Source organism: Streptococcus mitis (genome assembly GCF_005144795.1).
GTDB classification, from domain to species: Bacteria; Bacillota; Bacilli; order Lactobacillales; family Streptococcaceae; genus Streptococcus; species Streptococcus mitis_BB.
This window is the reverse complement of the sequence record NZ_SWFJ01000002.1, coordinates 1-15,659: the sequence shown is the minus strand read 5'-3', so window position 1 is coordinate 15,659 and position 15,659 is coordinate 1. Positions and strand designations below refer to the sequence as shown.

General features: G+C 40.4%; 10 protein-coding genes. 6 read left to right on the top strand and 4 right to left on the bottom strand.

Annotation, left to right across the window (positions count from 1 at the left end; genetic code table 11):
* Positions 1–40: 40 nt before the first annotated feature.
* Together FBF73_RS01525 and FBF73_RS01520 are read left to right on the top strand one after the other, a co-directional pair.
* The gene (locus FBF73_RS01525; RefSeq protein WP_136936772.1) at positions 41–742 is read left to right on the top strand and encodes a response regulator transcription factor; all 702 of its coding nucleotides are present in this window, start codon (positions 41–43) and stop codon (positions 740–742) included.
* Positions 739–1,617, top strand: a complete 879-nt coding sequence (locus FBF73_RS01520; protein WP_136936771.1) for a sensor histidine kinase — start codon at positions 739–741, stop codon at positions 1,615–1,617. Before FBF73_RS01525 ends, FBF73_RS01520 begins: the two co-directional genes overlap by 4 nt.
* Positions 1,618–1,656: 39 nt before the next feature.
* Here FBF73_RS01520 and FBF73_RS01515 read toward each other — a convergent pair whose 3' ends face one another.
* From FBF73_RS01515 to FBF73_RS01500, 4 genes are all read right to left on the bottom strand, one after another.
* A complete protein-coding gene (locus FBF73_RS01515) occupies positions 1,657–2,409 on the bottom strand; it encodes an ABC transporter permease (protein WP_136936770.1) in 753 nt (250 codons plus the stop codon).
* Between the two features lie 10 nt (positions 2,410–2,419).
* Positions 2,420–3,328: an ATP-binding cassette domain-containing protein gene (locus FBF73_RS01510; RefSeq protein WP_136936769.1), complete on the bottom strand. Its 909-nt coding sequence runs from the start codon at positions 3,326–3,328 to the stop codon at positions 2,420–2,422.
* A 183-nt stretch (positions 3,329–3,511) separates the two neighbouring features.
* Entirely contained in the window at positions 3,512–4,768 is a 1,257-nt protein-coding gene (locus FBF73_RS01505; RefSeq protein ID WP_136936768.1) for an ISL3 family transposase, read from the bottom strand.
* Positions 4,769–4,892: 124 nt separating this feature from the next.
* Positions 4,893–5,702: a Cof-type HAD-IIB family hydrolase gene (locus FBF73_RS01500; protein ID WP_136936767.1), complete on the bottom strand. Its 810-nt coding sequence runs from the start codon at positions 5,700–5,702 to the stop codon at positions 4,893–4,895.
* A 122-nt stretch (positions 5,703–5,824) separates the two neighbouring features.
* On the opposite strand from FBF73_RS01500, the gene rexB reads away from it, so the two are divergent.
* From rexB to FBF73_RS01480, 4 genes are all read left to right on the top strand, one after another.
* Positions 5,825–9,100, top strand: coding sequence for an ATP-dependent nuclease subunit B (rexB, locus tag FBF73_RS01495; RefSeq protein WP_136936766.1), 3,276 nt, complete (start codon positions 5,825–5,827; stop codon positions 9,098–9,100).
* Complete coding sequence (gene addA / locus FBF73_RS01490; protein ID WP_136936765.1) at positions 9,097–12,747, top strand: helicase-exonuclease AddAB subunit AddA; 3,651 nt, start codon at positions 9,097–9,099, stop codon at positions 12,745–12,747. The genes rexB and addA overlap by 4 nt, the downstream gene beginning before the upstream one ends.
* Positions 12,748–12,764: 17 nt before the next feature.
* On the top strand, positions 12,765–13,943 hold the full coding sequence (locus tag FBF73_RS01485; protein WP_136936764.1) for a hypothetical protein: 1,179 nt from the start codon (positions 12,765–12,767) through the stop codon (positions 13,941–13,943).
* A gap of 242 nt (positions 13,944–14,185) precedes the next feature.
* Positions 14,186–15,659 (top strand): YSIRK-type signal peptide-containing protein (locus FBF73_RS01480; RefSeq protein ID WP_136936763.1); only part of this gene is annotated, 1,474 nt, incomplete at its 3' end.

Below are 15,659 nucleotides of genomic sequence, written 5' to 3'. Positions count from 1 at the left end.
AATAAAACATGCTATAATAGTTGCAGAAAGGTTGGTATTTATGGCTAGGATATTGGTTATTGAAGACAATAGTGACATTCAAGAGATTTTACGAACACTTCTTACTGAGGAGCATGAGGTGATTCAAGCCTTTTCAGGAACTGAAGGCATCATGCGTTTTGACCAATGTGGGATTGACCTCGTTTTGCTAGATATCATGCTTCCTGGGAAAAATGGAGATCAGGTTTTAAAAGCTATCAGGGAACAAAGTCAAATTCCAGTCATTATGCTAACGGCTTTGAGCGATAAGAAGCTAATCAGTCAATATCTCTTAGACGGTGCCAATGATTACATAGTGAAACCTTTTGATTTGGACGAAGTCTTTGCTAGAGTTACTGTTCAATTACGCCAAAGTACAGAAAAACAGTCTATAGAGCTAGAAAAAACTGAAAATCTGCCACAAAACTTGAAAAATATCCAGTTTGATGCAGAAAGTTTTGAAATCAAAAATAGTCAGGAAACCATTCGCCTTGCCAAGAAAGAATGCTTGATTCTCCAAACTCTCCTTAAACACCCTAAGAAAATTTTCACTAAGGAAGAACTTTATGAATTGGTCTGGGAGGAGAACTACCTACCTGGAGATAATACCCTCAATACGCATTTGAGTAATCTTCGTAAAAAATTAAACCAGCTTGACCCAAATCAAGAATATATTGAAACCATTTGGGGAGTTGGGGTAAGATTAAAAGGAGACAAGCAATGACATGCATCTTAATCGTTGTCCTACTGGTACTCCTGATTATTTTATCGATTGCATTGATTCGCTACCATCTAGCACTTAAAAACTTGAGTCAACAGATTGAAGACAAGATTCTCACAGGTAGTATGAAAAGAGTCGGAGTCAGCATTTTTTCCAAACATTTTTTACATCTCTACCAGCAAATTGAAAATCTATTTCAAGAAGTGGAACAATCTCGGCTGGTGATGAAAAGGGAAAAGCACACTCTGGATATGGCCATCAGCAATATCGCCCATGATATTCGGACTCCTCTAACTATCGCTTCAGGCTACACCCAACAATTGATAAAAACTCCTGAAAACAAAGCAGAAACCTTACAAAAAATAGCCCAGCATCTTGATTTAGTTTCCAAACGTTTGGAGGCTCTCCTAGAATATCGTCGTTTGATGGAAGAGGCTGTCAAACCGAAACTGGAAGAAGTGGATCTTTCAGCTTTTATCACCAAAAAGACTCTGGCTTATTATGACGTTTTTCAGGCGGCAAATATCACGCTTGATTTTAAGGTTGAATCTGGTTTGAAAATGAGGACTGATGAAGACTTGCTGGATCGAATTTTACAAAATTTGCTCGGAAATGTCCTCAAGCATGGTAAGGAAGAAGCGATTCTGTCTTTGCGAAAGGAAAAGGAACAGCTTGTCTTAGAGATTGCAAACCTTGTCAAACAGCCCATCAAAAAAATAGAAAATCTCAGCAATCGCTTTTATTCTGAAAATCTATCAGACACCGAAGAATCCTCTGGTTTAGACCTTTATATCACTGAGGAATTATGTCATCTTCTCGGTGCAGAGATGAAACTAAGCACAGATGGGCAGTGGTTATCGGTTTTTATTTACTTTTAACGAAATAAACCTCCTCTGTAGGCTAGAGGAGGTCATTTTTTATAGACTTTTCTTTTTGAAAACTGCCAGTCCACTTAGATTAAAGATTAGAATAACAGCTAAGGTAACTATAAGGGTATAGAAAATGGATTCACTATTAGTAGTCATAGCATAGAAAAACTGCAATGATAAATATGGCAAAATTTTGATATTTGGAAAGATGAGCATTGGCATAGAAAGTAAGATGGAGCTGACCAAATAGCCAATAAATACTGCAAGATAAGAATGACTAACATAGAGGATGAAAGAAACAATGGAAAGCCAAGCAAGGAGGCAAAGGAATTGAAGGAAAATGGTTATCAGTAGATTGCCAATAAAGCCATCAGGCATAGTTCCAAATCCATTTAAGATAGTTGCTGGAATAAAGGCAATCACAAGGCTGATGATAAGTTGCAAGAGTGCAATACAAGCCACTACAAAGGCTTTAGCAAGGAAAAACTCTGTACGAGAAACCCCTACTGTCAAACTATTTTTATAGAGCTTTCCGATTAAATCAACACCGAGAACGAGGCAAGTTAGAATAATACAGAGAAAAACGAGGTTTGAACCTTGACTAGATGCGTTAATCAGGGCTTGTACACCGTCCCAACCATGGGTTGGAATTTCTGGCTCTTCTGTCTGGATTGCCATCAGATGACCCGTAGCTCCTATACTTGCACCCATTAGCATGAGAGCAAAGAGAATGAACTCTGTAATCCAAAAACCTTTGGAACGGAAAAGACGGTAAAAGTCTGCTTGAATGGTATGTATCATGATTTTCCTCCTATTCGACCAATTGAGTGAAGTATTCTTCTAGGTTTTGACGGGCATAGTAAATCTCGTCAATAGCGACATCTGCCAAGGTTAATTCCTTAAGAATCTGTTTGACATCTTGTTCCTGACCAAAGATGTGGATTTCGTTTTCAGGATTGACAACCTTGAACTGGAGCTGGATTTGTTCTTTCAATACTTGACAAGCTTTCTCTTGGTCAGCTGTCTTAAGTACAATATAATCCTCACTTAGTGTTTCAAATTCAGCTTTGCTGATTTCACGGATAATCTTGCCTTGATCTAAAATACCAAAGCGATTAGCTAGGAGATAGAGTTCTGACAAGATATGACTAGAAATGAGAATGGTGATTCCTTTTTCTTGATTGAGCCGTTGAATCATCAGACGAAATTCTTTGATACCAATTGGGTCAAGTCCGTTGATAGGTTCATCTAGGATCAGGAAGTCTGGTTTGGAGAGAAGGGCAATAGCGATGCCAAGTCTTTGCTTCATTCCCAGAGAGAAATCTCGAAAGACTTTTTTACCTGTATCTGACAAACCTACATAGTCCAGCGTTTCTCGAATGACTTGATCAGCATTTGGAATATGACGAATCATACAGTAATATTTCAGATTTTGGTAGGCTGTTAAGTGATTATGTGCTACGGGTGATTCTATCACTGAACCTACTCGAGATAGAGCCTTGGTCCACTCATTTTCCGAATGACTAGAAAAGAGGGAAACAGTTCCTTTATCTGCAAACAGTAGTTGCGTAATGATTTTTATCAAGGTGGTTTTCCCAGCTCCGTTCTTCCCGATAAGTCCATAAATATCTCCCTCTCTTATCGTTAGATGAAGATCCTGAAGGATAGGTTGTTTGTCAAAGTTTTTGGACAATCCATGAATGTCAAGTACTGTTTTCATGATTCTCTCCTTTTGATTTATTTTGATAACTTTAGTATAAAGTATAGAAATCAAAGAAAGCTCAAGCATTTCTAAAGAGTTTCTAAAGTTTTAGGAATTCTTAAATATCAAAACCCAGTTGGTATGAACTGGGCTTCTTTATTATAAAAGGCTCTTTGTCAACTGTAGTGGGTTGAAGAAAAGCTAAGCTCGAGAAAGGACAGATTTAGTCCTTTCTTTTTTGATATTCAGAGCAATAAAAATCCGTTTTTTGAAGTTTTCGAAGTTCCGAAAACCAAATGCATTTCGTTTGATGAGTTTGATAAGATTATTGGTTGCTTCCAGTTTAGCGTTTGAATAGGGGAATTGAAGGGCGTTGACGATTTTCTCTTTGTCCTTGAAAAAGGTTTTAAAGACAGTCTGAAAAAGAGGATGAATCTGCTTAAGATTGTCCTCAATGAGTCCGAAAAATTTGTCGTGTTCCTTGTTCTGAAAGTGAAAAAGCAAGAGTTGATAGAGATTGTAGTGGTGTTTCAAGTCTTCTGAATAGCTCAAAAGCTTATCCAGAATCTCTTTATTCGTTAAGTGCATACGAAAAGTAGGGCGATAAAATCTCTTATCACTAAGTTTACGACTATCCTGTTGAATGAGCTTCCAGTAGCGCTTGGTAGCCTTGTATTCATGGGATTTTCGCTCAAACTGATTCATGATTTGGACACGCACACGACTCATAGCACGGCTTAAGTGTTGGACAATGTGAAAGCGATCCAGAACGATCTTAGCGTTTGGAAAAAGTTGTCTAGCTAAGTCATAATAAGGGCTAAACATATCCATAGTAATGATTTTTACCTGACAACGAACAGCTCGATTGTAGCGCAAAAAATGATTTCTTATGATAGCTTGTGTTCTACCTTCAAGAACAGTGATGATATTGAGATTGTCAAAATCTTGCGCAATGAAACTCATTTTTCCCTTTGTAAAGGCATATTCGTCCCAGGACATAATCTTAGGCAGACGAGAAAAATCATTCTTAAAACGGAAGTCATTGAGTTTGCGAATGACAGTTGAAGTTGAAATAGACAGCTGATGAGCAATATCGGTCATAGAAGTCTTTTCAATCAGCTTCTGAGTAATCTTTTGGTTGATGATACGAGGGATTTGGTGATTCTTCTTGACGATAGAAGTCTCAGCGACCATCATTTTCGAGCACTGATAGCACCTAAAACGGCGCTTTTTCAGGAGAATTCTAGTAGGCATACCAGTAGTTTCAAGGTAAGGAATTTTAGAAGGTTTTTGAAAATCATATTTCTTCATTTGACTTCCGCAATCAGGACAAAGTGGGGCGTCATAATCCAGTTTAGCGATGATTTCCTTGTGTGTATCTCTATTAACGACATCTATAATTTGGATATTTGGGTCTTTGATATCGAGTAGTTTTGTGATAAAATGTAATTGTTCCATATTAATCTTTCTAATGAGTTGTTTAGTCGCTTTTCATTATAGGTCATATGGGACTTTTTTTCTACACAAAAATAGGCTCCATAATATCTATAGGGGATTTACCCACTACGAATATTATAGAGCCTTATAAAATATATTTCTCAATGGCACGCGCAACACCATCTTCTTCGTTGCTTGCTGTAACGGCATCCGCAAGAGATTTGACATAATCACTGGCATTTCCCATTGCAATGCCAAGTCCTGCAAACTGGAGCATTTCGATATCGTTATTGGCATCGCCCATGGCCATAATTTCTGAGGAATCAATCTTCAGAATCTCTGCCAGTCGTGAAAGAGCAGTAGCCTTTGTCGTTCCAAGTGGCATAGCTTCATAAATGACAGGTTGCGAACGAACTCCACTAAATCGTTGACAGAGTTCCTCAGCAAAACGCTGCTCAAAATCGTCTGTTTGTTCTTTTGTTCCTAAAAACATCCCTTGGAACATACGGTACTTGCCACTAGTCGCTTCCTCAAGAGAAATTTCAGTCAGGTCTGAAAAGACTAGCTTGGCATCATTTTGAACGATTTCATTAGGCTTACCACCGAGGACAAAATAGTGTTCCTCATCAAAAAGAGTCAACTGAACCTCACTTTTTTCAGCTAGGTCATAGAGGTATTCGATGTCATCTGGGCTGAGTTCTTGCCAGTCAACTAGTCCCCAGTCACTTGTCTGGTGAGTTGAACAACCATTGTTAACAATCACATACTCATTCTGGAGATCAAGCCCCAGTTTTTGATAGTAGGGGAGGACACCGAAAAGCGGGCGCCCCGTACAGAGAACCAGTTTGATACCTTTTTCAATAGCTTGGTGAATAGCAGTAATGTGAGCTTGTGGAATTTCCTTAGCTTCATTGAGGAGAGTTCCGTCCATATCCAAGGCTAGTAGTTTAATCATAGGTCTTCCTTCTTTATCTTTATCTTTTGGTATTATTATAGCATATTTTAGAGGAAAGGAGGAGGAATCTTCGGGATAATCATGGTATAATAAAAGGTAATGAAAATTGCAACGAGGCAGAGATGAAATTACTTTATACTGATATTCGGACTTCTTTGACAGAAATTCTAACTAGAGAGGCAGAAAAGCTAGTTGCTGCTGGCAAGCGGATCTTCTATATCGCTCCTAACTCTCTTTCTTTTGAAAAGGAACGCGCCGTGCTGGAATGCTTGTCCCAGCAGGCTTCTTTTGCGATTACCGTCACGCGCTTTGCTCAAATGGCTCGTTACCTGGTCTTGAATGACTTGCCTGCCAAGATTAGTTTAGATGACATCGGGCTTGGGATAGTCTTTTACAGATGTCTTGCGGCACTCGATCCCAAGGATTTACGTGTTTATGGAGCTATCAAACAGGATCCTCAATTTATCCAGCAGTTGATTGAGCTTTACCACGATATGACCAAAGCTCAGATGAGTTTTTTGGACTTGGAGAGTTTGACGGATGAGGACAAGAGAGCCGATTTACTCTTGATTTTTGAGAAAGTAACTGCTTATCTCAATCAAGGCCAGTTGGCTCAGGGAAGTCAGTTGTCCCATTTGATTGAGGCTATTGAGAATAACAAAGTTAGTAGTGATTTTAGTCAAATCGCCTTGGTTATTGATGGATTTACCCGTTTTTCTGCCGAGGAAGAGCGGATTGTGGACCTACTTCACGGCAAGGGTGTTGAGATTGTCATTGGAGCCTATGCTAGTAAGAAAGCTTATACCAGTCCATTCGCTGAAGGCAATCTCTATCAAGCTAGCGTGGAGTTTCTCAATCATTTAGCTGCTAAATACCAAACTCCTGCTCTGGACTGTTCTCAAACTCATGAGAAGATGGATAGTTTTGATAAAGCCTCTCGTTTGCTAGAGTCTTCTTATGATTTTTCAGAACTCACATTGGATGTAGATGATAAGGACCGTGACAACTTACAAATCTGGTCTTGCTTGACGCAAAAAGAAGAGTTGGAGTTGGTAGCCCGTAGTATTCGTCAGAAATTACATGCCAATCCAGACCTGAGTTACAAGCATTTTCGTATTCTATTGGGGGATGTAGCGTCTTATCAATTATCTCTAAAAACCATTTTTGACCAGTATCAGATTCCTTTCTATCTTGGTAAAAGCGAATCCATGGCGCATCATCCCTTGACACAGTTTGTCGAGTCTATTCTAGCTTTGAAACGCTATCGTTTCCGTCAGGAGGATTTGATAAACCTTCTTAGAACAGGTTTGTATACCGACCTTAGTCAGGCTGATATTGATGCTTTTGAGCAATATATCCGCTATCTTGGTATCAATGGCTTGCCAGCCTTTCAGCAAACCTTTACCAAATCCCACCATGGAAAATTTGATTTAGGGCGTTTAAATGCTCTTCGTCTGCGTATTTTAACACCTCTTGAAACTCTTTTTGCTAGCCGAAAACAAAAGGCTGAAAATCTCTTGCAAAAGTGGAACTCTTTTCTAAAAGAAGGTGCTGTGACCAAGCAGTTACAAGATTTGACAGCCACTATGGAAACTGTAGAACAGGAAAGACAAGCCGAAGTTTGGAAGGCTTTCTGTCATGTTTTAGAACAATTTGCGACCGTTTTTGCTGGTTCGCAAGTTAATCTAGAAGACTTCCTTGCCTTGCTTTATTCTGGGATGAGTCTATCTCAGTATCGCACCATTCCAGCAACAGTAGACACTGTTCTGGTGCAGAGTTACGATTTGATTGCACCACTGACTGCTGACTTTGTCTACGCCATTGGATTGACTCAGGATCATTTACCAAAAATTGCGCAAAATACCAGTCTTTTGACAGATGAAGAAAGGCAAAACCTAAACCAAGCGACAGAGGAAGGGGCACAATTGCTGATTGCCAGCAGTGAAAATCTCAAGAAAAATCGCTATACCATGCTTTCCTTGATCAATTCTGCGCGTAAGCAGTTGGTTTTGTCGGCTCCAAGCCTTTTTAACGAAAGTGAAAGCAAGGAATCAGCTTATCTTCAAGAGTTGGTCCATTTTGGATTTAGTCGAAAAGAGAAAAGGATGAATCACAAAGGGCTGTCTAAGGAAGATATGGGATCCTATCACAGTCTTTTGTCTAGTCTGGTTGCCTATCACCAGCAGGGCGAGATGAGTGATACTGAGCAAGATTTGACATTTATTAAGGTTCTGGCACGTGTCATGGGTAAAAAACTAGACCAGCAAGGTCTGGAAAATCCATCCCTCCCAACCAGTCCAAGCAGCAAGCAGTTGGCTAAAGACACCTTACAAGCTCTCTATCCAGCTGACAAGGAATTTTACCTGTCTACCTCTGGTTTGACGGAGTTTTATCGCAATGAATACAGTTATTTTCTTCGCTACATTTTAGGCTTGCAAGAAGAATTGCGTCTACGTCCGGATGCTCGAAGTCATGGAAATTTCTTGCACCGTATTTTTGAACGCGCCTTGCAGTTTCCTGACGAAGATTCCTTTGACAAACGTCTAGAACAAGCTATTCAAGAAACCAGTCAAGAACGCGAATTTGAAGCTATTTATCAGGAAAGTTTGGAAGCCCAGTTTACCAAGGAAGTTCTGCTTGATGTTGCACGGACGACTGGACATATTCTCCGACACAATCCAGCTATCGAAACCATCAAAGAGGAAGCGAATTTCGGTGGGAAAGAGCAAGCCTTTATTCAATTGGACAATGGACGCAGTGTCTTTGTACGAGGCAAGGTTGACCGGATTGACCGATTGAAAGCTGATGGAGCGATAGGAGTAGTAGACTACAAATCCAGTCTGACTCAGTTCCAGTTTCCTCATTTCTTTAACGGACTCAATTCCCAGTTGCCAACCTATCTAGCTGCCTTAAAAAGAGAAGGGGAGCAGAACTTTTTCGGTGCTATGTACTTGGAAATGGCTGAACCAGTCCAATCTCTGATGGCCGTTAAAAGTCTGGCAGGTGCAGTAGTAGAAGCTAGCAAATCAATGAAATACCAAGGCCTCTTTTTAGAAAAAGAAAGCAGTCATTTGGGTGAATTTTACAACAAAAACAAAGCTAATCAGCTGACGGATGAGGAATTCCAGCTCCTGCTGGACTACAATGCCCAACTTTACAAGAAAGCAGCTGAGAAGATTTTAACAGGCCAGTTCGCCATTAATCCTTATACCGAAAATGGTAGAAGCATTGCACCGTATGTTCAGCAACATCAGGCTATTACAGGATTTGAAGCCAATTACCACTTGGGTCAAGCCCGTTTCCTAGAAAAGTTGGCCTTAGCTGATGGCAAGCGTCTGGTCGGAGAAAAACTCAAGCAAGCTTGGTTTGAAAAAATAAGAGAGGAGTTGAATCGATGAAGCCTATTCCCTTTTTAACTGAGGAGGAAATTCAAAAACTGCAAGAAGCAGAAGCTCATTCGAGCAAGGAACAAAAGAAAACTGCCGAACAAATAGAAGCTATCTACACTTCTGGTCAGAATATTCTTGTCTCAGCGTCGGCTGGTTCTGGTAAAACCTTTGTCATGGCAGAGCGCATTCTAGATCAATTAGCGCGTGGAGTGGAAATCAGTCAACTCTTTATCTCAACCTTTACCGTTAAGGCTGCTACAGAGCTTAAAGAACGTTTGGAAAAAAAAATCAGCCAACAAATCCAAGAAAGTAGCGATGTTGATCTCAAACAACACTTGGGCCGCCAGTTGGCAGACCTACCCAACGCTGCCATCGGAACCATGGACTCTTTTACACAAAAATTCCTTGGCAAACATGGCTATCTGATTGATATTGCGCCTAATTTCCGAATTTTACAAAATCAGAGCGAGCAACTCCTTCTAAAAAACGAAGTCTTTCATGAGGTATTTGAATCCCATTATCAAGGTAAACAGAAAGAGACCTTTAGTCATTTGCTGAAAAATTTTGCTGGACGTGGAAAAGATGAACGGGGTCTGCGCCAGCAAGTCTACAAAATTTATGACTTCCTCCAATCCACCAGTAATCCTCAGAATTGGCTGAGTGAATCTTTCCTTAAAGGCTTTGAAAAAGCTGATTTTACCAGTGAAAAAGAAAAACTGACTGAGCAGATCAAACAATCCCTTTGGGATTTGGAAAGCTTTTTCCGTTATCATCTGGATAATGATGCCAAGGAGTTTCCAAAGGCTGCTTATCTAGAAAATGTTCAGTTGATTCTAGACGAAATTAGCTCCTTGAATCAGGAGTCCGATAGTCAGGCTTATCAAGCAGTGCTTGCGCGTGTTGTCGCAATTTCGAAAGAGAAAAATGGTCGTGCTCTGACAAATGCCAGTCGCAAGGCTGATTTGAAACCACTGGTCGATGCCTACAATGAAGAGAGAAAGACCCAGTTTGCTAAACTAGGACAACTAGCAGACCAGATAACCATTCTCGATTATCAAGAACGTTATCATGGAGACACTTGGGAGCTAGCTAAAACCTTCCAGTCTTTCATGAGTGATTTTGTGGAAGCTTATCGTGAACGCAAACGCCAGGAAAATGCCTTTGAATTCGCTGATATCAGCCATTATACAATTGAGATTTTAGAGAATTTTCCGCAAGTCCGTGAGGCTTATCAGGAGCGCTTCCATGAAGTCATGGTTGATGAGTATCAGGATACCAACCACATTCAAGAACGGATGCTGGAATTGCTATCTAATGGTCACAATCGCTTTATGGTGGGAGATATCAAGCAGTCTATCTATCGTTTCCGTCAGGCAGATCCGCAGATTTTCAATGAGAAGTTCCAACGCTATGCGCAAAATCCCCAAGAGGGCAAGCTCATTCTCCTCAAAGAAAATTTCCGTAGTAGTTCAGAAGTGCTGTCAGCAACCAATGATGTCTTTGAACGTCTCATGGACCAAGAGCTCGGCGAAATCAACTATGATAACATGCACCAGCTTGTTTTTGCCAATACCAAACTGACTCCCAATCCAGACAACAAGGCAGAATTTCTCATCTATGACAAGGACGACACAGGTGAGGAAGAAGAGGGGCAGGCAGAAACGAAACTAACAGGCGAAATGCGCTTAGTTATCAAGGAGATTCTGAAACTCCATCAGGAGAAAGGTGTTTCCTTTAAAGAAATTGCCCTTTTGACCTCCAGTCGCAGTCGTAATGACCAGATTCTCCTCGCCTTATCTGAGTATGGAATTCCTGTCAAAACTGACGGTGAGCAGAACAATTATCTTCAATCCCTAGAAGTGCAAGTCATGCTAGACACCCTTCGTGTCATTCACAATCCTCTTCAAGACTATGCCTTGGTTGCTCTTATGAAGTCTCCAATGTTTGGATTTGACGAGGACGAATTGGCACGTTTATCCCTTCAGAAAGCAGAGGACAAAATCCAAGAAAATCTTTATGAGAAACTGGTCAATGCTCAAAAACTGGCAAGCAGCCAAAAAGGCTTGATTCATACGGAGTTAGCTGAGAAATTAAAGCAATTCATGGATATCTTGGCTTCTTGGCGTTTGTATGCCAAGACCCACTCCCTCTATGACCTGATTTGGAAGATTTATAACGATCGTTTTTATTATGATTATGTGGGGGCTTTGCCAAATGGTCCTGCTAGACAGGCCAATCTCTATGCCCTAGCACTGCGTGCTGATCAATTTGAAAAGAGCAATTTCAAAGGTTTGTCGCGTTTTATTGGTATGATTGACCAGGTTTTAGAAGCCCAGCACGATTTGGCAAGCGTGGCCGTCGCACCGCCAAAAGATGCAGTAGAGCTCATGACCATCCACAAGAGTAAAGGGCTGGAGTTTCCTTACGTCTTCATCCTTAACATGGATCAAGATTTCAACAAGCAAGACTCTATGTCAGAAGTCATTCTCAGCCGAAAAAATGGACTAGGTGTTAAGTATATTGCCAAAATGGAAACAGGAGCAGTAGAAGCTCACTATCCTAGAACCATCAAACTCTCCATTCCTAGCCTGACCTATAGGCAGAATGAAGAGGAATTACAGCTGGCAAGCTATTCTGAGCAAATGCGTCTACTGTATGTTGCTATGACGCGGGCTGAGAAAAAGCTCTATCTTGTCGGTAAGGGTTCTCGTGAAAAGCTGGAAGCCAAGGAATATCCAGCAGCTAAAAATGGAAAACTAAATAGCAACACTAGACTTCAAGCCAAGAATTTCCAAGATTGGATGTGGGCTATCAGTAAAGTATTTGCCAAGGATCATCTCAACTTTAGTTATCGTTTTGTTGGAGAAGATCAGTTGACCAGAGAAGCTATCGGAGAGTTGGAAAACAAGAGCCCTCTCCAAGATAGCTCTCAAGCAGATAACCGTCAGTCAGAAACCATCAAAGAAGCCCTTGAAATGCTGAAAGAGGTGGAAGTTTATAATACTCTTCACCGCGCAGCCATTGAACTTCCTAGTGTTCAAACCCCAAGTCAAATCAAGAAATTCTACGAACCAGTTATGGATATGGAAGGTGTCGAGATTGCAGGTCAAGGCCAGTCAATAGATAAGAAAATCAACTTTGATTTGCCAGATTTTTCAACCAAAGAAAAGGTAACAGGAGCTGAGATTGGTAGTGCTACCCACGAACTGATGCAGAGAATGGACCTCAGTCAGCGACCAACGCTTGCTAGCCTGACAGAAACTCTCAAACAAGTTCAAACCAGCCCAGCTGTCAGAGACAAGATCAATCTTGCTAAAATTCTTGCATTCTTTGACACAGCACTCGGTCAGGAAATTCTTGCTAATACCGACCATCTTTATCGTGAGCAACCTTTCTCCATGCTCAAACGAGACCAAAAGAGTAAGGAAGACTTCGTTGTTCGTGGTATCCTTGATGGCTATCTGCTTTATGAGGATAGAATCGTTCTTTTCGACTACAAGACAGACCGCTATGATGAACCAAGTCAACTCATAGACCGTTATCGTGGTCAGTTAGCCCTATACGGAGAGGCTTTATCTCGAGCCTATTCGATTGAAAATATTGACAAATACTTGATTTTACTCGGTAAAGAAGAGGTTCAAGTTGTAAAAGTATAATCTAGAAAGGAGACCTCATGACACTTCCAGTTAGAAAATCCCTGCATGATGCGGTTTTACAGGCTTCAAAAGCTGATACTTGGGAACAAGCTACCAAGGAATGGAATGAAGTTTCCTTGATTTTTAACGGTATCGGCCGTAGCAATTGTGTCTGTGGAAATGCCATAAAATACGCTTATGAACTCTTTAACGGTGTCACAGGCCAACGCCTCTTTCCAATTGGTAGCGACTGTGTTCGTCATTTTCATCGATTGTCCCTTGACCAGCAACTGGAAGAGGAAGAAAAACTGCTCAGAAAGGTTGAAAATCTGACCAGAAAAGCCCAGAAAAAGGAAAAAATCAAGGTCAATAAAAGTGACTTTGACGAGCGTCTTCTAAAGTGGCTCTGGGGAAAAGGTGTTTTTAAACCCAATCGTGGCAATCAATTTGCACCTGAGAGAGACTACCAGCTTTTCCTAGAAGTCTTTCAAGGAGGAAGTTGGACCAAGGCAGAACCCAAGAAGAAAGCTCGTATGGAGGAAGTTCTTGAAAAATGTATCAAACCCTTTTTACTTGGAAAGCCAGATGACCAACTCTATCTTGTCAAGCTAGGTAAGGAGAAAATTGATTACGAACAAGAACTCCGTATCCAGGCAGAGAAAGAGCGCAAGAAGAAGGATAAAATCGCCAAGCAATATGCAGACAATCTGGTTCTAGCTATGGGCCCAGCAGAACGTGCCTATCAAGACTACTTTGGTTTTACAGAGACCCTGACTCAAGAAGAACGCAAATGGGAGAAAATTCTTTTTGGTAAAAATCGAACAGAACGGGCTATCAAGGCCAAACAATACCAAAAAGATTTGGAAAAAGACCAACGAATTGCTAGTCAGGATCCAATTGAAAGAAAGCAGAAGCAGACCTGGCTCCTCAATTCCTATTTCCGTGAGCTTCCTGACGAAAAATCCCGCTTTGCTCGACTCTTATTAGAATATCGAAAAAGTGGAGAAGTGCCATTTTCAACTGAATATCTGTCAGATCATCTGCTCGACTTTTTCTATAAAATGAAAGCCTTTGAGTTTGAAATCGCACCAGAACAAGTTCGAGATTTTCTAAAAGAAAGTCTCCAGGCAGATCATCTCTCCTCAGCACAGGAAAGCTGGATAGATGGGATTCTCATCAACTGTATTAAACCATTTTTAGAACGATTATTGATATAACTAACACCTACCGTGGAAGTGCCATGGTAGGTGTAATTTTATCCCAAAAGAGAAAATAGGAAATGGCAACCACTGATCCTTCGTATTTTATATATAAAACAAAGTATGAAAGCGCAACTTAATTTTAAGACTTTTTTGTAAATTAAGAGTATAATTAAAGTGAGTTACCTTTTTATAAGATAACAAGCTATTATAATAAAGTTTACCTTACATATTTTTAAATTTTATTTCAAGGAGGAAGAATGGAAAAGTATTTTGGTGAAAAACAGCAGCGTTTTTCATTTAGAAAATTATCAGTAGGACTTGTATCTGCAACGATTTCAAGTTTATTTTTTATGTCTGTATTAGCTAGTTCATCTGTAGAGGCTCAAGAGACTAAAGGTGTTCACTATAAATATGTGACCGAGTCAGAGCTATCATCAGATGAAAAGAAGCAGCTTGTCTATGGTATTCCGACATACGTGGAGAATGATGATGAGACTTATTATCTTGTTTATAAATTAAATTCCCAAAATCAACTGGGGGAATTACCCAACACTGGAAGTAAGAATGAGATGCAAGCCTTAGTTGCTGGTGCTAGCTTAGCGGCTCTGGGGATTTTAATTTTTGCCGTTTCTAAGAAAAAAGTTAAGAATAAAACAGTATTACATTTAGTATTGGTTGCAGGAATAGGAAATGGTGTCTTAGTTTCAGCTCATGCTTTAGAAAATAATCTCTTACTGAACTATAATACTGACTATGAATTAACCTCAGGAGAAAAATTACCTCTTCCTAAAGACATTTCAGGCTATACTTATATTGGATATATCAAAGAGGGAAACATAACTTCTGAATCTAAAGTAAGCAATCAAGAGAAATCAGTAGCTACTTCTAAAAATCAACAAAAGGTAGATTACAATGTTACACCAAATTTTGTAGAGAATCCATCAAAGGTACAAACTATTCAGGAAGAAAAACCTGTTTCTTCAACTAAGCCGACAGAAGTTCAAGCAGCGTTGCCGGAAACAGTCGTAACAGATAAAGGTGAACCTGAAGTTCAACCAGCTTTACCAGAAGCTGTAGTAACCAACAAAGGCACACCAGAAGTCCAACCTGAATTACCCGCAGCTGTTGTTACTGAAAAAGGCGAGCCTGCAGTCCAGTCAGATTTACCAGAAGCTTTAGTCACGGAAAAAGGTGAAGCCGAAGTTCATCCTGCATTACCTGAAGCTGTTGTTACTGAAAAAGGTGATCCTGAAGTTCAACCAGCTTTACCAGAAGCTGTAGTAACCAACAAAGGCACACCAGAAGTCCAACCTGAATTACCCGCAGCTGTTGTTACTGAAAAAGGCGAGCCTGCAGTCCAGTCAGATTTACCAGAAGCAGTCGTTACTGACAAAGGCGAACCCGAAGTTCAACCTGCATTGCCAAAAGCAGTTGTAAGCGATAAAGACAAACCAGCAGTTCAACCTACGTTACCTGAATCAGTTGTAACCGATAAAGGCGAGTCTGCAATTCAGCCAGAGTTACCAGAAGCTTTAGTCACGGAAAAAGGTGAAGCCGAAGTTCATCCTGCATTACCTGAAGCTGTTGTTACTGAAAAAGGTGATCCTGAAGTTCAACCAGCTTTACCAGAAGCTGTAGTAACCAACAAAGGCACACCAGAAGTCCAACCTGAATTACCCGCAGCTGTTGTTACTGAAAAAGGCGAGCCTGCAGTCCAGTCAGATTTACCAG